21 protein-coding genes and 1 pseudogene are annotated in these 17,732 nt (G+C 58.6%); 9 read left to right on the forward strand and 13 right to left on the reverse strand.

The window, feature by feature from the left end:
- Window positions 1–2 precede the first annotated feature (2 nt).
- Both FHT86_RS30980 and FHT86_RS30985 read right to left on the reverse strand, forming a co-directional pair.
- On the reverse strand, window positions 3–1,814 hold the full coding sequence (locus tag FHT86_RS30980) for a ShlB/FhaC/HecB family hemolysin secretion/activation protein (protein ID WP_246779738.1): 1,812 nt from the start codon (window positions 1,812–1,814) through the stop codon (window positions 3–5).
- Between the two features lie 411 nt (window positions 1,815–2,225).
- A complete protein-coding gene (locus FHT86_RS30985) occupies window positions 2,226–3,854 on the reverse strand; it encodes a winged helix-turn-helix domain-containing protein (protein WP_133710893.1) in 1,629 nt (542 codons plus the stop codon).
- 90 nt (window positions 3,855–3,944) lie between these two features.
- Here FHT86_RS30985 and FHT86_RS30990 point away from each other — a divergent pair, with 90 nt between their 5' ends.
- Together FHT86_RS30990 and FHT86_RS30995 are read left to right on the forward strand one after the other, a co-directional pair.
- Window positions 3,945–4,178, forward strand: coding sequence for a hypothetical protein (locus FHT86_RS30990; protein WP_133710892.1), 234 nt, complete (start codon window positions 3,945–3,947; stop codon window positions 4,176–4,178).
- Entirely contained in the window at window positions 4,171–5,085 is a 915-nt protein-coding gene (locus tag FHT86_RS30995; protein WP_409527635.1) for a hypothetical protein, read from the forward strand. The genes FHT86_RS30990 and FHT86_RS30995 overlap by 8 nt, the downstream gene beginning before the upstream one ends.
- 187 nt (window positions 5,086–5,272) lie before the next feature.
- Here the strand turns inward: FHT86_RS30995 and FHT86_RS38980 are convergent, their stop codons facing one another.
- The gene (locus tag FHT86_RS38980; protein ID WP_409527632.1) at window positions 5,273–5,440 is read right to left on the reverse strand and encodes a DUF6362 family protein; all 168 of its coding nucleotides are present in this window, start codon (window positions 5,438–5,440) and stop codon (window positions 5,273–5,275) included.
- Window positions 5,441–5,551: 111 nt separating this feature from the next.
- Between FHT86_RS38980 and FHT86_RS38515 the strand changes: the two genes are divergently transcribed.
- Complete coding sequence (locus FHT86_RS38515; protein WP_281413737.1) at window positions 5,552–5,677, forward strand: hypothetical protein; 126 nt, start codon at window positions 5,552–5,554, stop codon at window positions 5,675–5,677.
- Window positions 5,678–5,770: 93 nt separating this feature from the next.
- Here the strand turns inward: FHT86_RS38515 and FHT86_RS38520 are convergent, their stop codons facing one another.
- Window positions 5,771–5,893 (reverse strand): hypothetical protein, encoded by a 123-nt coding sequence (locus tag FHT86_RS38520; RefSeq protein WP_281413738.1) that lies wholly within the window; start codon window positions 5,891–5,893, stop codon window positions 5,771–5,773.
- Entirely contained in the window at window positions 5,890–6,135 is a 246-nt protein-coding gene (locus FHT86_RS31000; RefSeq protein WP_133710890.1) for a hypothetical protein, read from the reverse strand. Before FHT86_RS31000 ends, FHT86_RS38520 begins: the two co-directional genes overlap by 4 nt.
- Window positions 6,136–6,470: 335 nt before the next feature.
- On the opposite strand from FHT86_RS31000, the gene FHT86_RS31005 reads away from it, so the two are divergent.
- Entirely contained in the window at window positions 6,471–6,635 is a 165-nt protein-coding gene (locus FHT86_RS31005; RefSeq protein ID WP_166656978.1) for a hypothetical protein, read from the forward strand.
- A 446-nt stretch (window positions 6,636–7,081) separates the two neighbouring features.
- On the opposite strand, the gene FHT86_RS38265 is transcribed toward FHT86_RS31005, so the two are convergent.
- Entirely contained in the window at window positions 7,082–7,666 is a 585-nt protein-coding gene (locus FHT86_RS38265; RefSeq protein ID WP_312862582.1) for an AAA family ATPase, read from the reverse strand.
- The gene (locus tag FHT86_RS31015; protein WP_133710889.1) at window positions 7,554–8,189 is read right to left on the reverse strand and encodes a TetR/AcrR family transcriptional regulator; all 636 of its coding nucleotides are present in this window, start codon (window positions 8,187–8,189) and stop codon (window positions 7,554–7,556) included. Before FHT86_RS31015 ends, FHT86_RS38265 begins: the two co-directional genes overlap by 113 nt.
- A 103-nt stretch (window positions 8,190–8,292) precedes the next feature.
- On the opposite strand from FHT86_RS31015, the gene FHT86_RS31020 reads away from it, so the two are divergent.
- The 4 genes and pseudogenes from FHT86_RS31020 to FHT86_RS31035 all read left to right on the forward strand — a co-directional run.
- The gene (locus FHT86_RS31020) at window positions 8,293–8,697 is read left to right on the forward strand and encodes a VOC family protein (RefSeq protein ID WP_133710888.1); all 405 of its coding nucleotides are present in this window, start codon (window positions 8,293–8,295) and stop codon (window positions 8,695–8,697) included.
- Window positions 8,698–8,921: 224 nt separating this feature from the next.
- The gene (locus tag FHT86_RS31025; protein WP_133710887.1) at window positions 8,922–9,545 is read left to right on the forward strand and encodes a DUF5666 domain-containing protein; all 624 of its coding nucleotides are present in this window, start codon (window positions 8,922–8,924) and stop codon (window positions 9,543–9,545) included.
- Between the two features lie 322 nt (window positions 9,546–9,867).
- Window positions 9,868–11,004: a DNA polymerase IV gene (gene dinB, locus FHT86_RS31030; protein WP_133710886.1), complete on the forward strand. Its 1,137-nt coding sequence runs from the start codon at window positions 9,868–9,870 to the stop codon at window positions 11,002–11,004.
- Window positions 11,005–11,136: 132 nt separating this feature from the next.
- Window positions 11,137–11,208 (forward strand): annotated as a pseudogene (locus FHT86_RS31035) (IS6 family transposase); the annotation flags it as partial.
- A 76-nt stretch (window positions 11,209–11,284) separates the two neighbouring features.
- On the opposite strand, the gene FHT86_RS31040 reads toward FHT86_RS31035, so the two are convergent.
- The 3 genes from FHT86_RS31040 to FHT86_RS31050 form a co-directional block, all read right to left on the reverse strand.
- Window positions 11,285–12,055 carry an alpha/beta hydrolase gene (locus FHT86_RS31040; RefSeq protein WP_133710885.1) on the reverse strand — a complete coding sequence of 257 codons (771 nt, stop codon included), beginning with the start codon at window positions 12,053–12,055 and terminating at the stop codon, window positions 11,285–11,287.
- A gap of 202 nt (window positions 12,056–12,257) precedes the next feature.
- Window positions 12,258–13,139 (reverse strand): SMP-30/gluconolactonase/LRE family protein, encoded by an 882-nt coding sequence (locus FHT86_RS31045; protein ID WP_183868978.1) that lies wholly within the window; start codon window positions 13,137–13,139, stop codon window positions 12,258–12,260.
- A 202-nt stretch (window positions 13,140–13,341) separates the two neighbouring features.
- Window positions 13,342–14,130: an alpha/beta fold hydrolase gene (locus tag FHT86_RS31050; protein WP_133710883.1), complete on the reverse strand. Its 789-nt coding sequence runs from the start codon at window positions 14,128–14,130 to the stop codon at window positions 13,342–13,344.
- A 572-nt stretch (window positions 14,131–14,702) separates the two neighbouring features.
- Between FHT86_RS31050 and FHT86_RS31055 the strand changes: the two genes are divergently transcribed.
- The gene (locus tag FHT86_RS31055; protein WP_133710882.1) at window positions 14,703–15,407 is read left to right on the forward strand and encodes a hypothetical protein; all 705 of its coding nucleotides are present in this window, start codon (window positions 14,703–14,705) and stop codon (window positions 15,405–15,407) included.
- A gap of 57 nt (window positions 15,408–15,464) precedes the next feature.
- Here FHT86_RS31055 and FHT86_RS31060 read toward each other — a convergent pair whose 3' ends face one another.
- The 3 genes from FHT86_RS31060 to FHT86_RS31070 all read right to left on the reverse strand — a co-directional run bounded on the left by FHT86_RS31060 (window position 15,465) and on the right by FHT86_RS31070 (window position 17,631).
- The gene (locus FHT86_RS31060) at window positions 15,465–16,175 is read right to left on the reverse strand and encodes a response regulator (protein WP_133710881.1); all 711 of its coding nucleotides are present in this window, start codon (window positions 16,173–16,175) and stop codon (window positions 15,465–15,467) included.
- 304 nt (window positions 16,176–16,479) lie between these two features.
- Window positions 16,480–17,082, reverse strand: coding sequence for a DUF302 domain-containing protein (locus tag FHT86_RS31065; RefSeq protein WP_312862584.1), 603 nt, complete (start codon window positions 17,080–17,082; stop codon window positions 16,480–16,482).
- Between the two features lie 24 nt (window positions 17,083–17,106).
- The gene (locus tag FHT86_RS31070; RefSeq protein ID WP_133710880.1) at window positions 17,107–17,631 is read right to left on the reverse strand and encodes a hypothetical protein; all 525 of its coding nucleotides are present in this window, start codon (window positions 17,629–17,631) and stop codon (window positions 17,107–17,109) included.
- Window positions 17,632–17,732: the final 101 nt, after the last annotated feature.

Genomic DNA, 17,732 nt, shown 5'->3' on the forward strand with positions numbered 1-17,732 from the left:
CCCTAGAACTGGAACGCTGCCGAGAGCGTAAAACGGTTGTCGTTCGAACCATCACCGAAGCGCTCGGTGCGGCCGTATTCGAGGCTGAGGGTCATGGAATTGAAGCTGGCCTGCTCGGCGGCGCCGAGAGCCAGGCCCGCCCCATAGGACGCCCCTTGCGTCCAGGCCATTTCCAGCGCGGTGGGATCGTGCAGAAGCACGCCGCCATAGGCCCCGAACAGATAGGGCGAGACGAGGAGGCCGCCGCTCGTTGTCCCGTCCGCCGCAAGGCCGGTGCCCTGTTGTGCCGGGAAAGCGGGTAGCGCGAACGGCAGGCTGAACGGCATCGTGAACGGAAACTGCGCCTCGGCGCGGACGACGAAGCCGTCATCGCCCTGCATCAAGCCGGACGGGAACGTCGAAAGGCCGGTGGTCGAAGCAAGCCCGATCTGCTCGGAATCGAGCAGCGGTTGGCCGAAGGAGGTCTGCGCCTCGGCGGCCAGATCGAAGGTCAGGTGTTCGGCGACCGGCTGGCGATAGCCAAGCGTGAGATCGAGCTTCTGGAAATCGTCGTTGGCGCCCTGCCGCGACAGCGGCGTATCGCTGGCGGCAGCGTCCGCAGCACTGCGCGCGCCCAGCCCATTGATGCCGAAGGAGCCGGTCAGCCCGGTCGTCAGCACCGAATCACCGAACACATACCAGGAGAGGTCCGCCCCGGTGCGCAGGATGCGCAGCCGGTCCTTCGACAGAGCGACCCCGCCGAGATTGATGGCGCTCAGTTCCTCGTCCTGCGCGTCGAACGCGCCGGTCAGGTTGAGCGTCAGATTGCGCGACCGGATCAGCGGGTAGTTGAGCCTGGCGGAATAGCGGGTGAAGTCCGACTGGAAGGCATTGCTGCCGGCCTCGGCTTCCGGCGCGGTGCGCGAGGCCGTCGCCTCCAGATTGAGGCTCAGTCCGTCATTGCCGAGCGGCAGGGTGACGCCGCCGGCCAGCATGCGGTTGCGCGGCGACCCCGAAAAGAAGCCGGTGTCGTTGTCGAAGCTCGGTAAGCCGGAGGCGCGCAGATAGACGAGCTCCCCGAAGCCGAACACCGAATTGAGGTCGACGCCCATGCCCGTATTGTATCTGCCAAGCTGGTCCGACTCCCGGTTGTCCGTGTTGAGGGAAAAGAGTACTGGCTTGTAACGGGCCTCGATCGTGAGGACGCTGCCGCCAGCCGTCGTCCCCCTGGAAAGGGTCGAGCGCAGTACGGCGCCTGGCAGGTCGCCGGCCAGCAGCACCCTTCGTTCGATCTCGGCATTGGTGATGCTTTTCCTGCCCACGAGCGGCGCCAGCAGTTTGGCGATACGGCCACGGATGTTGTCCGGCAGATGCGAGGTGTCGATCTTTTCCACGAAGCCGTCGATGACGGTGATGCGCAAGGTCGCGCCGTTCACGAGGCGTTGCGCCGGAAGCAGCACGCGCACCAGCGGATAGCCTTTTGCGGCATAGGCTGCCTGCAAACGGCTCGCGGCGGCAAAGAGATCCGCAGCGGTGACAGTCTTGCCTGCAAGGTCCGCCTTCAACTTCGCCGCGTCCTCCGCCAGGGCGGGCAGGCCACCCTCTACGACGACACTTGCGATATGGACGTCGAGCTTTTCCGCACCGGCGGGTGCAGCCTGCCCCGCGCCTTCGGGGATCACGATGCCGCGCGCCTGCTTCTGCAATTGTGGTTCGAACGTCTGCGGCGTCACCTGCGAGGCGGTCTGCGCCAGGACCGGCCCCGCCGAAAACAGCATGATCGCCGTTCCGGCGAAAAGCGCGGCCCGCCGCGCATCGTCATATCTCGAAATCAAAATTAACCCCGACCTACCTGTTTCCCCGTATGCTTTTCCCGACGATCGAAGGCGAGCCCTGCGACGTTTGAGGCAGCCCGCAAAAGTCACTCGCCTCAGGCAGAACCATGCAGAATCCGTCCATCTTAGCGGCTATCTTTGCCTGCAATCGTGAGAACAGGCCGTTCGGGGGAACCTGTTCCGCGCAAGAGCTAGGAAAATTCTCCGCAAATGTCTGCGTCCATTTTTGACTGCCCGTGGACCGGCATCCGCGATCCAATATGCTTCAGGGGTTGTTTGACGGGCTGCTGCCGACCAACGTCAGAGCCATGCGATTATGCAGCGGCCGCCGGCGGCACCGGCAACGACGCGAGCATGGGACGCCCTCGCCCCCTCTACCAGGGAGCCGCGCCGCTTCGGGTCGTAAGCCTTCTATCGCGGGTCGCCGGTCGGCAGGCCTATTTCGACAAGCGTTCGCAGAATGGCCTGGGTGGCGACGAGATAGGTATCGCTGGCGTTGCGACTTGACAGCGGGAGAGTGCGGACGGTGAAGTCGGGACGCAGCGCCATGCCCTTCAGGAGCGCTTCCCATGCCTCCTTCTTGCGGCCGAGGCGCCGGTATGCGGTCGCCAGCAGCATGTAGGAGCGGCCGGAGCCAGGAGTGATGGCGATCGAGCGTTCCAGCAACCCGATTGCTTCTGCGTTGCGATCGAGCAGCAAGTTCGCCCAGCCAGCCCCGAGCAGCCAGGTCCAGCGAGAGACCGCCGGCGTATCAAAGCGGTCGGCCTCGGCGAATGTCCGCAGCCCATCGTCGAAGCGGCCGAGTTGGACCTCTGCGAGACCGATCTGATAGAGCGCCGCGCCGTCCCAGGGATTGAGCGTCAGCGCGCGCGCGCAAGCGACAAGGCTTTCGGCGAACTGGTTGGTCGCAGTCAGGAAGCGGCAGTATGCGCCCAGCACAGATATGGATTGCGGTCGCGACCGTAAAGCATCTTCCAGAAGAGCACGGGCATCGGTTTCGGCAGCGGCGCTTTCGTCGGGGTTATACCAGCCCATTTGCACCCCGCGCAGATGCAGGTCGGCAAGTGCCACTGGCAGGTCGACGTTTTCAGGATCGGCGGCGCGGTATTTCTCAAGGATCGCCCGCGCCGTTGCAAAACGCTCGCGCGTCGTCTCGTTAATCGAGGCGAGCGCCTGTTGGATCGCGATATCCGCGCCGCCCGTCCGTTGTGTGCTGTCTGATTCACCGAGATTGTTTATCCGGACCGCCAGCGCATAGCCGACACCAGCCGCAAGCCGAGACTGAAGGCGTTGTGGATCGGTTTGCGCGGCGTCCACCGATATCTCGGCGACTGTCTGGATCTCGCCGCTGGCGACATTGATGAGGCGCGCCTGAATGGTAAAGGATTGTGCAGTTTTGCTGAGATCAGCTTGCACCCGGTAGGTGGCGCGCGTGGTCGATCCCTCGCTCGCGACGAGATCGATACCTTCGATCTTGGAAAGGCCGTTGACCAGCTCGGCGGTGATGCCGCGGGAGAGCGCGATACCCTCGGGGCTACCGGCGGCTTCCGTGATCGGCAGCACTTCCAGCACGGGTCGGGATGGTTGGAAAAGATTGGAACGACCGAGGAGAATGAAAAGCGCTACAACTAGAACGCCGAAGCTGGCGAGCACCACGGCGCGGAATCTCCGGCGCGGCCCTGCGCTTGGCTGGGTTCCCGTTTGCGGAAGCTGCGGCGCCGCCTTCTCGCGTTCGTGTCCGTTGGTGACATCGAGGGCGAAGAGATAGCCTCGGCCGGAGACCAGCTTGATCATTTGCCGCTCGCTGTCGCCGAGCACGGTGCGGATTTCGCGGATGCACTGGAAGAGGCTGTCCTCGCCGACATGGATGCCTGGCCAGACGACCTCCATCAAGTCCTGCTTGCTGAACACGCGATGACTGTTGGTAACGAACAGTTTCAACAGTTCGAAGGCTTTTGGGCGCAGCCGGGTCACGGACCCGTCGGGCCTGCGCAGTTCGGCATGGTCCGGATCCAGCACGAAGCCCGAAAATGAGAACAAGTGCCCCCCGCCCTTTCGCAACACGGCGCGCACCATAATGAGCATCCGGCGGAGCCGTCAACCGGTAGGGTCGGACGTGTGACGGACAGTATGACGCAGCCGATGGCGGGCGGTTTCAGAAAAGAATCAGAAGATTTCAGAATTCCGACTGCCGGCCTTCAGGACGTTGCGCCGGCATCCCGGCTATCCATCGAACGGGTCGCAGGATTGCGGCCGGTGATGCATGACCGGGGAATGACCGTGCCTGATAAAAGGAAGAAAGTGCAGATCTGTCCGTCATGGCTCTATATCCCTGGGGTGTCGCGCCGTGACGTCCATGTTTGAGCAGCGCTTGCGCCTCGTGCCGGAAGCGAGCGGCATCGACCGTATGATGGCGGCAGAAACCTTTGCCGATGCAATCGGGTTGCTGGCGCGGAGTTTCATTGCGAGCCATGTCGCGGCGCCGCGTCCATCGGCGCTGTTTGCCTCGCAGCAGCGCTGGCTGCTCTCCCAGGCAGCGCTCACCCGGCATTTTCGTGCCGCAAGGATCGGCGGACCGGGTGTGTCGCGACGGGTGGTCGGGCATCTTGCGGTCCAGCACAATATTGCCAGCCGCAACACCGCCTATGCTTTCTTCGACGAAATCCTGAAGTACGGCCTCGTCCTCCCGGCGCCCGAAGAGAGCCGGGTGGGGGACGTGGTGCCCGCACCGGAAGCCATGTCGGTACTTTGCTTGTGGTACGAGGTGCATCTTGCCGCGCTCGACTGTATCGACGGAGGAGACAGGGGCAGCCGCTTCCGCAGCGCGCCCGAACGGCTGCTTCCGCTGCTTGCGCCGGCCATAGGCGATCGCCTCCTGGCGAGCCCCGAGATACGCATGCCGGGGCCGCTCTACCGGATCTTCGCTTGGACGGATGCGGGCGGGCATTTGATGGACCGGCTAGTCGCGGGCATCGACCGACACGCATCGCAGCTGGGCGGCTACCTCACGGATGTCCGATCAATCTCGCATCTCGCCGATTTCCTCGCGCTTTCACGGGCACATACCAGCCGCAAGCTTACCGAAGCGGAATCGATCGGAGGCTTAGGCTGGAATGGCCGACGGGGGCGCTCGCGCATCTGGATTTCGGACGGTTTCTATAGGGAATACGCGATGGCACAGGCGCGCAAGCTCATCATCTTTCACGAGGCCTTCGCAGAGATCGAAGGGCAGCCGTCAAAAAGGGAAGACGAGGATTGTGCCGTTTTATAGCTTTGGCTCAGTCTGCTTCTTACGATGTTGTATGTCCAACGCGCAGGGTGGGGCGAACTTAAGCGAACCGAAGTCTTATGCCTGCGTCGACAGACCGAACGCTAACGCAAATGACTCAGGATATCACGAACAATGACCGATATTGCCAAGCTTGCCAAGTACATTTTTTAGAAAAATTAATAAATCCTCAGGTGTTTGCAGCGATCCACGCATCAGTGACGGCGGTTTCATACCGCTTCCGCGCTGTCTCGTTGCTACGGCCGATGTATTTGCCTATCAGGCGGAATGACAGATCAAATGACCGCCACCAAAGGATCTGCCAGGTCGGCTTTCCCAAATGCCTTACCCAAGACAAGGCTGTCAGGAGTCCGAAACGTCCGCCGGTGTAGGCCGGAATCGAGGAATGATTTTGTTCTCTGGGTCGTAGGCGTCGATGTATTCGCAGATGTAGTCCGGGGAATCTGATTTGACCACGAAGAACCTCCGCTCTCTGTCGGGCACAGCTCTGATTGTCTTCATCGCCGTCATCAGCCGCAACTCGATGTCAGAGCGCGGGATCTTACAGCTCGACGCGATTTTGGGGGCGGGTTGACGAACGGGCTGGCGAGCGAGCTTGCTACTGCTGTTGATCCATCGGATATCTTCTGGAAGCTTCGCCCTCCCCGGCTCTAGCAAGGTTCCTTCATCAGCTTCGCACGCTGCTTTCTGATTCTCGCCATTCTTCACCCTGCCATGATGTTCGGCATTCGGCGTTGAGAGTGTCGACCGACGCGGCGCGACCTATCTCAAAGAGTTCGTCGTCGCTCATTCGGTCATCCTGATAGCGATGGCGATATCCAAGGGGGTCCGGTTCAACCAACTATCGTCATAAGTCACCCCTAGCGACGCGCTTCCTCGCTCGGCAATCATCGCGCATCTTTCCCGCTCGGCCAGGACGTGCTTCATGATTTCGTCGGTAATGGCAAAGACGGATCCGTGATTGGCCGGAATGCCAAGCCTCTCGCACAGGCGTTGGGCTGCCTCTTCAATATATTCTATTATCTCGCTCATGGACGCTCCTCTTTTCGCCGTAACTCCCTACACTTCGCCTTTTCCGCGTTTCTCTGCAAGGCACACGGCCCGGCCGATACGTTTGCGTTCGGATGCCGCGCCGAACGTGCCGAGTGGATGCATTCAATGAATGAGGAGCAAAAGGAAGCGGTCAGGAATGTCGAAGACGCCTGCGCTTCGCGAACCAAGTGATCCGAAAGGCTTTTAATTTGAGAGTGAAAGTGTCAATCGAGGAGACAACCAAGATGGCGAAAGTCTAGTTTTCATACCGAGGGCAGATTGACGGCCTACTGGGGGTTGTGATATAGCGTCCTAATACTAAGAGAGGCTTGGTAATGGATAAGCAACGGATCGAGGTCGAGTTGCATCGGCTCGCAGAATCTCAACTCGACGAGTTGAGGAATGCGGTCGTCAGGCGAGATATGGAACGCGCCATCCAAGCAACTAATGACGCCGTTGTGCGCTTGCGGCAGCTCGGCGATATGGTGAAATCTGACTGATTCACGCCAACGGCTTTCGCCTTTGGCGTTCTTGGCGCGACCAAATGATGGTCTCCCTGGCCGTGTGGCGGGCACAAAAAAGCCCGCGCAAGGCAGGCGTGAAGGTTGGATTTGTGAGGGTGGTGGCCGGCCGCGTTACGCGCCGACATGATCTTTGATCAGACAAGACTAAAATGCTGGATATGCTGGTCCCGTAACGGGGGAATCCAGCATGCGGGCAGCCAATGACAACAACAACGAGCACCAACCTTCCTTCGAAAGTGAGTGGATCAGTGCCGTGTTAGTGCTTACATGGCCTCTAGGCATTTTTGCCGTTGCACTCGGATGCACATTCTTCGTCTAGCGACCTGGCCATCGCTTACCGCTTCGTCGGACGTTGATTTTGTCCATTCGCTGCACCTAATTTACGTGTTCTTTGTGGGAATGCGTAATGATCAAACAAGTGCTCACGAATATGGATGAAATTTGCGCTCAGCTTGATGCACCTGCGGAGCAGGCACGAGATGCATTTCCAGATAGGCAATGCGCCCGGCAAGGGTTTCGCCGAACTGTCGCAGTAAGTCGATCGACGCCGATCCAAGAAGGAGGAACTGGCCGGCTTTACGACCGGATCGGCGGCCCCGGTCGATAAGGCCACAGAGATTCTGGAATAGGTTCGGCAGTCGGTGGACTTCGTCTAGAATTACCAGTTTACCGGCATGCCGGCTTAGATACAGCTCCGGCTCGCCCAGCCTGGCGCGATCCGCATCCGATTCGAGATCGAGATAGATCGATGGTCGTATCTCGCCGATCTCAAGCGCCAAGGTCGTCTTGCCCACCTGCCGCGGGCCAATCAGCGCCACTGCAGGACTGGAATCAAGTAAGTCTCGAAGGTCTGACCGGATTCTGCGCTTAAAGTGCCGCCTGTCTGCGTAACAACTATTTCGACTGCTTCCCGTAAATGACAAGAAATGCCTCGACCGAGGCATCGGCATGTCGTTCAAGTTCCGCATTTGAACGAGGCCTGCTGTTTCCAGTAAACATTGCCTCATTCATGGGAATCCAAAGGAGCATTCCAAAAAAGTGACTGGCCGCCAGTTGAGGGTTATTGGTTCGCATTAGCCCACGACTTGTGAGCTTTTCAAAGCAGGACGCCATTGAAGCCAGCATCCGCTCAAAGCCCTTTTCGTACCAGCTGCAGCCGAGTTGAGGCATGCGATCAGCATTTGCGATGATCAAACGCCGCAGCTTCAATAATTCGTCATCCATCAGCATCGCCATCAAACGTCGGGCGAGCTGGTGCAAGCCGCCTTCCATGTACGTCGTTTCGGACAGCAGTGCCGTTACGACCTCGACGACATCGTTGGTTTGGGTCGCGGTCGATTGAACAACCTCGCTGAAAAGCGTCTCCTTATCCCTAAAATGCTTGTAGATGGTCTGTTTGGAGACGCCGGCATTGGTGGCGATTTCCTCCATGCTCGTTCCATCATAACCCTTACTGACAAACGCCGTCGTAGCTGCCTGGATGATCTCGCGGTCCTTGCGGGCGGATCTCGTTTCGTTGTCGATTTTCATAAGGTCCTTCAACCGGTACTAGACAGTACCGTACCCAAATGTTAGTCGTGCGGTACGGTACTGGACTGACTAGTACTCGTCAACAGAGCGAAGGAATAGACAGATGACCAAGATGATCTTCGTGAACCTTCCGGTTCGCGATCTTGCTAAATCGACCGCGTTTTACGAAGCGGTGGGAGGAACCAAAAATCCACAGTACTCGGATGAGACGGCCTCGTGCATGGTGTTTTCAGAGACGATTTACGCAATGCTGCTGACGCACGACAAATACAAATCGTTCACTGAGCGGCCCATCGCCGATGCCAAAAAGTCCAGCGCGGTGTTGATCGCCCTCACGGTCGAAAATCGCGCCGACGTGGACAATATCGTGGATCAAGCCGCCAAGACCGGCGGCAGCGCCGATCCCAATCCCAAGCAGGATCATGGCTTCATGTACGGCCGCAGCTTCGAAGATCCTGATGGCCATGTATGGGAATTGATCTGGATGGCCGGAGCGCCGGCTAATTAGCCGCCTGGTAAGACCGCGGCTCGAACCGAAGCTCCGCGCTTCGGTTCACGATTGATGCCTTTCCTCACTATTCCTTGATCGAGCTTGATTGGCGGTGCTGGACCACTTCGCTAGAATGCCCTTGTTTGATTTGGGATCTTTTTCGACAATCTCAGCGGTATCTGGTCGGCCGCGCGATTTAGTTTGACGGCTTGCCGTTTGGCGGCCACCAGGGGAGGAACACCATGAGTCTCAGCTATTTTCAGAAGACTGCCCTCATTCTTGCGAGCAGCGCCCTCGTCGCGCTCGCATCGATGCAAAGCTCCGATGCCGCGGACAGAATTCGCGTCCATGGCACAGTTGAAAGCCTCGACGGCGACACGCTGAAAATCAAGAGCCCGGATGGCAAGGACGTGACGGTCATGATGAAGTCCGGCATGAACGTCTTGGGGGTCAAGAACGCCTCTGCCGCAGACATAAAGCCGGGTGACTTTGTCGGTGTCGGCTCGCAACCGACCGCCAGCGGCATCAACGGCGCGGTGCAGGTCGTCATCTTCCCGGCTTCGATGAAGGGCACGGGCGAAGGCGACCGCCCTTGGGACGTCAAACCCAATGGATCGATGACCAACGCTACCGTTGCGAATGCCGTCAAGGACGTAAATGGCCCTACCCTGACGCTGGCCTACAAGGGCGGAGAGCGCAAGATTAACATCCCTGATGGCACGAAGATCGTCGCCCTCGCCCCAGCTACCAAGGATGACCTGAAGGCGGGTGCCGGTGTCTCCGTACAGGGCGTCATGAGCGGCGACAACATGGTCGCAGCAGACCGCGTTTCAGTCGGTCTCGACGGCGTAACCCCACCCAATTGATCTTCCAGCCGCTGGACGGCGCTGGCGCGGCGGCGCCAGCGTCAGGATTTCGCTTTGGAGAAACAGCTGTTCAGCTAGTCGTGAATGGCGCAATCTGAAATGGATCAGAAATGGAGTCAATCAGCCACTAAGCGACTCTTTCAGGTGAAGCGATCGATGGATTTGAACGCGCGCACTTATTTGCGGATTCATCGATGAAACACAGCGGGATACTGAGAAGCCGATCGGGCGATGCTCTCGCAGAAAAATTTCGACGACAGCCTGTTGCTCGATCCCGTCAGCGCTGCGGATAAGATAGGTGGCGGCGATTGAAAGGACATGGATGTTGAGCGCACGAGAGCCGGAAGGTAACGACAGACGTGGAGCGGAAGCGATCCCCTCCGCTCACGGCCGTGTGCGCAAAATCATCCATATCGACATGGATGCGTTCTATGCCTCCGTCGAGCAGCGCGACAATCCCGAGCTTCGAGGCAGGCCAGTCGCCGTCGGTCATCCGGCGGCGCGTGGCGTGGTGGCGGCTGCAAGCTACGAGGCCCGTAAATTCGGCGTTCACTCGGCAATGCCCTCGGTAACGGCCAGGCGCAAGTGTCCGGAGCTGATTTTCGTGCCGCATCGGTTCGATGTCTATCGGGCCGTCTCGCAGCAGATCCATACGATCTTTGCCGATTACACACCGCTGATCGAACCGCTGTCACTCGACGAGGCCTATCTCGACGTCACGGAAAACCTGAAGGGTATGGAGCTCGCAAGCGAGATCGCCGAGGAGATCCGGACCAGGATCAAGGCCGAGACCAGGCTCACGGCCTCCGCCGGAATTTCCTACAACAAGTTCCTCGCCAAGATGGCGTCTGACCAGCGCAAGCCTGACGGCCAGTTCGTCATCACGCCGAAGCACGGTCCGACCTTCGTCGAGGCACTCCCCGTCAAGAAGTTCCATGGCGTCGGACCGGCGACGGCAGAAAAGATGGCGAAGCTCGGAATCGAAACCGGCGCCGATCTCAAAGTGCGTGATCTCACCTTCCTGCAGCAGCATTTCGGGAAGTCGGGACCGTGGTTCTATTGGATCGCCCGCGGTATCGACGAGCGTGAGGTCAAGCCGGATCGCACCCGAAAATCGGTCGGCGCCGAGGATACGTTTCGGGAAGATATTCATGATATCGCGACGGCCCGGGCTGGCCTGCAATCACTCGTCGACAAAGTTTGGCGATATTGCGAGGCCAATGGCATCCGCGGCAAGACCGTAACGCTGAAGGTGAAATGGGCCGACTTCACCCAGATTACCCGAAGCAAGACGGCCGCAGCGCCGGTGGCGAGCGCCTCAGAACTTGCCGAGATCGTGGAGCTGCTGTTGTCGCCAATCTTTCCTGTTTCAAAGGGTATTCGATTGCTCGGCGTGACGCTTTCATCCCTCGATGCTGTCGACGATAGAGATGCATCGCAGCTTGCTTTGGCATTGTGATGCGGTCACGGGCCGCCATTGCGGCGGGAGACGATCGGCATCGTCAACTTAACGAAACGCGGACGTCGATGTGAGATGACAGGCCATGACAGACCGTGACCCACTCTACCCCGCCATCGCTTTCCTCCCGAGATCATCGCCCATGCTGTCTGGCTCTATTTCCGTTTTCCTCTCAGCTTGCGGATGGTCGAGGACATGCTGGCGAGCTTAAGGTTTGTAGAGATTAGCGCGTCACCGTCGGCCATCGAGGCTCGACCGCCGGCGACGCATAGCGATAGGTTTACTTGGCGGCAGCAGCGGATTCGATAACCGCTGCGACTTCTTCGGCGTGGGAAGCCAGCGACGAGTGGCTGCCAGCAACTGTCGTCACCTTGGCCTTCATCCGATCGGCAAAGAAGGTCTGTGCGTGCGGGTCGAGCAGCATGTCCTTCGAGCTGAGGACATACCAGCTTGGCTTGGAATGCCAGGCAGCGACCTGGGCCGCATCATCAAAGGCGGTATGGTTGATCGGCATCTGATGGGCGGCAAGGTGTTCGCCGATTTCCTTAGGCAAATCGCCCGCTACGGCACTCGGGAATACCGCCGGATCAATGGTCAGATAGCCTTTGGCGTCGGGACGAATGGCCTTGACGCCCTCGGTCGCAGGTCCGCCCTTTGCCAAGGCCGAGACGCTTTCGCCCTTTTCGGGTGCGAAGGCCGAGACATAGACAAGGGCCGATACCTTGGCGTTTTCACCGGCTTCGCCGATCACCACGCCACCCCAGGAGTGGCCGACGAGCACAGCCGGTCCGTCCTGAGCGTCGAGCGCCGCGTTGGTGGCGGCAACATCATCGGCAAGCGACGTAAGCGGGTTCTTGACTGCGGTAACCTTATAGCCCTTGGCCGTCAGGATTGACGCGACACCGTTCCAGCTGGTTTCGTCGACGAAGGCGCCGTGGACGAGCACGATGTTCTTGACGGTACCGGCTGGAAGGACTGACTGCGCCGAAGCTGGTGCCGAGCCGAAGGCTGCAGCGGAGAGCATAAGGGCGGAACGAAGGATATTTCTCATTTTAAGCTCCATTTGAGTTGGTGTCGAAGGCTTCGTTGCTTTCGGACAATGTGCAATTCTCTTGCTTGCCGTAATTTCACGCCAAGCTTTCCGGTTTCGTTTGGCAGGCTACTGATAATTAAAGGTTTTGTTTGCTGAACACGTCTAGAATTTAACCAGGCATGGGAAGATCCGCCATATCTGGAACGCCGCAAGACATGATCTATCGTCCGGAACGGCTAGGGGCGATCGGGTTGGACACTTGGACGATCTTCCCCGGGAAGGTGATTGCGGGATCGTCATCGATGGCGGCGACATAGAGGCTGGCGCCGTCCGGACTTATGGCGACATTGGTGTGATGATCGCCCGGCACGCCCAAGACGCTGATGAGCTTTCCGGCAGGCGATACTATTGCCAGGCCTCCTGCGTCATAGAGAGCGATGAACAGATTTCCATGCCCGTCGATTTTGAATGAATCAGGCTTTGCATCCGGGATCGTGTCTCGAAGCCGAATGAAATCGCGCCTCGGTCCGAGCGAGCCGTCCAGGGCAATCGAAAACGCAAGGATCCGACCTGTCGCTGAGTCGGCGACGTACAGCGTGTCTCCGTCGGAAGACAGCCCCACTCCATTCGCGAAACCGAGGTCGGATGCTACCTCGACGGCAGCGCGGTTCGGCTTCAGGAAGAAGACTTTTCCCGGGTTTCTGGAATTGCCGGAGGCCGAGAAGTAGACATCGCCATCCTTGGCTGCCGCAAGGTCGTTTGGTGCCTCAAAAGGGTGCCCGCTTTCATCCTGGTCGATTTCAGAGACCGTCTTGCCGTCGAGCGTGATCGCGACAAGCGTACCGCTATCGAAACAGGCGACGATCAATCCGCCCGTCGTTTGGACCAAACCGTTTGCCCCGCACCCTGGCCGATGCCAAACGACCTCTGGCCTGCCGTCGACCAAACGCAGGACATTGGAGCGAAGATAATCAACGAAGTAGAGCCGTTTCCCGACGAAAATCGTTCCCTCCGGGAAGCCGATATCGGTCGCAACGGTTGTCTCGATCCCGTCCGCAGCGCTGACGGCTGCACCGTTTCCGGCGCCAAAGGCAATCGACACGAATAGCGCCGCAAAACAGCGCAGATGCGCTCTTGATCCCAAGGGTCTGATGAAGAGGAACGCCGTCATAACACACTTTCGAATTGTCAGAGTGGGTGAAGCGGGGATGGGCTTGCCGCAACGATCGGCTCGACTGGAAGCGCAGATTTCCGTTTCCAGGGGCAGGCTTTGGCGACCTGCCCCTGGATGGATTGGTCTGCGATTATTTTGCGGCCTTTTCGATGTCGCTTGCCACGCCGTCCGGATCGGTCAGGAACGGGGTGTGACCGGTCTGAAGAGTGTACTCGACACGCACCGGGGTGCTGGCGACCATCTGCGCCTGGTAGGATGGGCTGATGACCTGGTCGATGGCGGTGTGGATATAGGCCTTGTCGACCTTGCCGAACTTGGCTTCGGTGAGCTTGACCGGGGTGGCCAGCGGCGCCAGCGGTTCATCGAGGATCTCATCCGGGATCGCCTTGCGCAGGCCTTCGGATCCACCGTTGCCAAAGAGATCGGCACGTGCCGAATATTCGATCGAGGCAATACCCTTGTCCTTCTGGATCTGAAGGTGCGGACCGATCTTTGCATCATGATCCTGCTCGGCCATCGACACCAGTGAGTCGCCGTTGTGGGGAAGGTAGGCTGCGAGATAGACCAGCGTCTTGATCTTTTTCGGCGCCTTTTCGGCTGCGGCGGAGATGACGATGCCGCCGAAGCTGTGGCCGACTACGACGGCGGGACGCTTGGAGGTGCCCAGAGCCTTGACGACGACATCCCGATAGAGGTCGAGGCTAACCTTGTCGGGGGCGGCCGGATTGCCTGGGCGGCCCGGCAGATCGACGGTCACGACCTTGTAGCCATCCTTTTGCAGCTTGGCGCTGACGTAACCCCAGACCTGGGCATTCTCGAATGCGCCATGGACGAGGACGATTGGCGGCTTTTCTGCAGCCATGGCATTTGCGCCGAATGCGAAGACAGACGCGGCGATTGCAGCGATGAAAACTTTCATTTTCGTGGTTCCTTTGTGAGAGATTGAAGAATGCTGACGTGATTTGATGGGGTCAAAATAGAAGACTGGCACCAGTTTCGGCCATGCCGTGCGCTCCCATTTTTATGATCGATCGTCCGGATTTCAGCGACTGAGGTAGACGATACCCGAGGCTTCAGAAGGTGCGGTGGCATCGCGAGGGATGGTGGCTTGGCCTCCTGCGGCTTGGACAACCGCTCCTTGTTTAGCGGCTTGCGAAACGTGCCATGGCGTGCCGAGAATTGCCTGTTATGAAATGAAAGAGGGCGTAATCTCGTGTTAATTCAATGTGCCCGCAGCGTTGCACGCCGTTAGCGGCCGTGCCGCCAAATTAACCGCGGACGTGGTGGTTGCCTGGCCAGGTCTTCATTCAGCGCTCGGACCGCGTCACAGATGAGCAGGCGCTGCAAGCTCACCGGCTGGGTTCCAATTGTAATGTGCTTCAGCAAATCTGAAATTGCGGAGCAATTGGTGTCTCCTATTGGATCGGCGCACTTCCAGACGCTTGCTGATTCAAAGCGTCAAGGATCATTCCAGCATCCCGAGACAACGCCATGCCCCTCATGTCGATAAAGAAAATCGCCTCCTTCGTACCGCTTTCATGCACGATCTTATCCCGCCAATACTGGGACCCTGGCCGTCTCTATAATCTCGGAAACGTCGTCGGATTTTTCGGTGGCGCCGGCGCTGCCATTGCTACCGGGCGTAGCGACGCGTCCGGCTTGAGCGCTTTAGGCCGGTTGGAGATTTACGCCTTCGGAAACACATCGGCGCTGATGCTATCGCTTGCAACGCTCATTTTCTTTGTTGCTGGATTGGCTTATACGCGCGCATGGCGGGACGGTACCGCTCCCGATCGGACAATGAGCCAGGTGGGAGACGGACTTTCGGGTATCGCCGCGATTGCTTTTGGCGCCGGTGTCGCGATTTTGGGCAGCCCTGTTCTCGCGGCTTCGGGGGGCGCCATGCATGCGTTGGGAAAGTTCGGCAGCGCATTCAGCATCGAGAGCAAATCTACAGGAATGCCGAACCGCCGCAGTACCTTTTTTAAGGAGTTGGTCCTGCTGAGCAGAATTCCGGCCATATGTGCTGCCGCAGTCGGGGTTGTCCGAGCGGAGCACGGTACGGCGGTTCAGATCATCCTAAGCTTCAACGTCATATTGTGCTGCATTGTCTGGGCGGCGGCGGATATCAGACTACTGCCGGCAGACGCGACAGTCGCAAAAGTGATCTCCAATATCGTCGCCGGGAAACGTTGACCGGCGCCGAGGCATGAGCGACATCTAGGCGATAGCTACTCTGGCGATCAGGTTCGATCATGCGTAGGCCACATCGACATTGACACCGAAGAAATAGCCAACACCACGCTCGGTTTTGACCAATTTTGGCTTGGAGGGATCATCTTCGAGCTTGCGCCTGAGGCGCAGGATCAGAACGTCGACGCTTCTATCAAAAACCTCTTCGTTGTGCATACGCGTTGCAGCGATCAGTTGGTCACGCGAGAGTATTTGATGAGGCGCTTTCACAAGTGCCACCAAAAGGTTGAACTCTGCTGATGTCAGTTTGACCTCCAATCCCGTCGAGGATGTCAGGCGTCGCCGTCTGATATTCAGAGTCCACCCTGCAAAGTGATATGTACGCTTGTCCAAAGCAACTGGTCTGAAGTTTCTGATGCGAAGGGCTGCCTTGATGCGTGCGATAAGCTCCCGCATTCCGAACGGCTTGGTAATGTAGTCAACCGCTCCCAGTTCAAGCCCCACGACCTTGTCGGCTTCTTCAAGGCGGTCGCCGCTCACGATAATGACGGCAATGTCGTCGCGCGCGGTCAGTTTGCGGACTATGTCCAATCCATCTTCGTGCCTGAGATTAAGGTCGACGAGAACCAAATCGACAGGATCCGACGCAAGAATCCTGTTCAAGTGCTGACTGTCCGCAACCGCGCTTACCTTGAAGGCATGATGAGAAAGGAGTTCGACCAGAATGGCTCTGATAGTGCTGTCGTCGTCTACGATCGCCACGTGTTTCAATATACCACCTAATGTTGGCAACTCTTATATTTGACGGTACGCCCCGGGGGGATCAGGATCCCCGAATGACCGGCGGAAACCGGGGGATCTCTCCCCCGGCCGTCGACGGCCGGGGGAGAGCAGCGAGCGCCTGTGGGGTCTACCGGCATCTCGATTAGCGGAAGGAAGGCGACCTGCCGTCCGCTGTGGTGAATGGAAAATCGAACATTTTTCACCAGCAGAAGAGGTCATCGACATAGCTGGGAGCTCTGCGCCGAGGCTTTGCGCTCGATGAGCGGCCGTCGGCACCAGGCGAGGTGCCCAGCTACTGCGCGGCGGTTTCCAAAGCGGCTTGCAAATCGACGTCGAGCTGTTGAGCAGTTGCAATAAGATCTGGGTCGGCAAACTGGCCAAAGGTGGTCATCGGTCGATCGTATTCAAACGCGACCCCATCACTGTCCTCGCGCAACAGCACCCGAACTGGCGCGTAGAGACCTGCGGAAATCCGGTGTCGCGTCATCTTCGACGCAGTGAGAGGATTGCCGATGTCGTATTGTATCGCCCGACGCTCAAGACCGGCGACCTGAAGCAGAACGCCATGATCCCTGAAGCTGAAAATGGAAAGCGCCGGGAGGGCCTCCAGTTCGCGAAGGGCACGCGAGGTTTCGCGATAGCGAAGCAGGGTAAATATCCCGTCATCGATCCGCAAGATCGTGCTCTCGAGCTTTGATTTGACGGTGCCAAAGTCTTTGCTTGAGCGGATCGTAATATGATCGATACTGATCGTCTGGATGTCGATCGTTTTGATTACCATCGAGATGGTCCTTCTATGGGTTGCAAGGATAAGGAGCACGGCTTCGTCAATCCGACATCGTCGGTCCCGCCGTTCCCTCATGGTCTTCTTCACCGCGTCGAGGTTGGGCGTCACCACGGGAAGCCAGATTTGTTCGGTCTAGGCTTTGGGCGCTTTCGCAGGCACCGGAAGGATGATTTCAGAAGCGACCTTCCAGTCACCTGAAATTTTCTTCCACGTCATGATCATCAGAAATGGCTTTGGCGTTCCGTCTTGTCCGGCGTAGGAGACGGTAATTTCCAGCGGATCGTAGGATTGCGCAATGTTGGAACTCAATGTCACGACCTTCAGCCTGGAGAGGTCTGGTTTAAGGACGACAGGACCGGAATCGGCGATATCGTGCAGTTTCTGATCGATCGCGTCGTTGCCCCAAAATCCGGCCCATTCGCCTTCGGACGGGACCGCACTTTTCGCCACCAGGAGTGCGAAGGGAGACTGCCAGAACATAGCGTGGATGCCGTTGATGTCGTGTTTGTTCGCGAGATCAAGCAGCCTCTTGAACCGGAGCTCGATAGTTCTGACATCGCGCGTGCTTTCGGCTGCTTTTTCCGCGGCAGAAGCCCCTGACAAGGAGGCGCCCAAGACAGCAATCAGAATGACGGCAGAGCCAATGGTCTTCTTCACAATTTCCATCCTGTTCAAACCTTAGTTGGCCTGCGGCCAGTGAGATTGCGTGTGGTCCGGCGCTTTCCCCGGGCGGATCGACCGACCAGCCGACCCGCCAT

Origin of the sequence: Rhizobium sp. BK313 (assembly GCF_014193655.1) — a bacterium.
Classification (GTDB): domain Bacteria; phylum Pseudomonadota; class Alphaproteobacteria; order Rhizobiales; family Rhizobiaceae; genus Rhizobium.

Coding starts and splice junctions, on each gene's coding strand:
- FHT86_RS30990 (WP_133710892.1), top strand. CDS start 3,945: ATGACGCAGCCGATGGCGGGCGGTTTCAGAAAAGAATCAGAAGATTTC.
- FHT86_RS30995 (WP_409527635.1), top strand. CDS start 4,171: ATGTTTGAGCAGCGCTTGCGCCTCGTGCCGGAAGCGAGCGGCATCGAC.
- FHT86_RS38520 (WP_281413738.1), bottom strand. CDS start 5,893: ATGAGCGACGACGAACTCTTTGAGATAGGTCGCGCCGCGTCGGTCGAC.
- FHT86_RS31000 (WP_133710890.1), bottom strand. CDS start 6,135: ATGAGCGAGATAATAGAATATATTGAAGAGGCAGCCCAACGCCTGTGC.
- FHT86_RS31005 (WP_166656978.1), top strand. CDS start 6,471: ATGGATAAGCAACGGATCGAGGTCGAGTTGCATCGGCTCGCAGAATCT.
- FHT86_RS38265 (WP_312862582.1), bottom strand. CDS start 7,666: ATGAGGCAATGTTTACTGGAAACAGCAGGCCTCGTTCAAATGCGGAAC.
- FHT86_RS31015 (WP_133710889.1), bottom strand. CDS start 8,189: ATGAAAATCGACAACGAAACGAGATCCGCCCGCAAGGACCGCGAGATC.
- FHT86_RS31020 (WP_133710888.1), top strand. CDS start 8,293: ATGACCAAGATGATCTTCGTGAACCTTCCGGTTCGCGATCTTGCTAAA.
- FHT86_RS31025 (WP_133710887.1), top strand. CDS start 8,922: ATGAGTCTCAGCTATTTTCAGAAGACTGCCCTCATTCTTGCGAGCAGC.
- dinB (WP_133710886.1), top strand. CDS start 9,868: ATGTTGAGCGCACGAGAGCCGGAAGGTAACGACAGACGTGGAGCGGAA.
- FHT86_RS31040 (WP_133710885.1), bottom strand. CDS start 12,055: ATGAGAAATATCCTTCGTTCCGCCCTTATGCTCTCCGCTGCAGCCTTC.
- FHT86_RS31050 (WP_133710883.1), bottom strand. CDS start 14,130: ATGAAAGTTTTCATCGCTGCAATCGCCGCGTCTGTCTTCGCATTCGGC.
- FHT86_RS31055 (WP_133710882.1), top strand. CDS start 14,703: ATGCCCCTCATGTCGATAAAGAAAATCGCCTCCTTCGTACCGCTTTCA.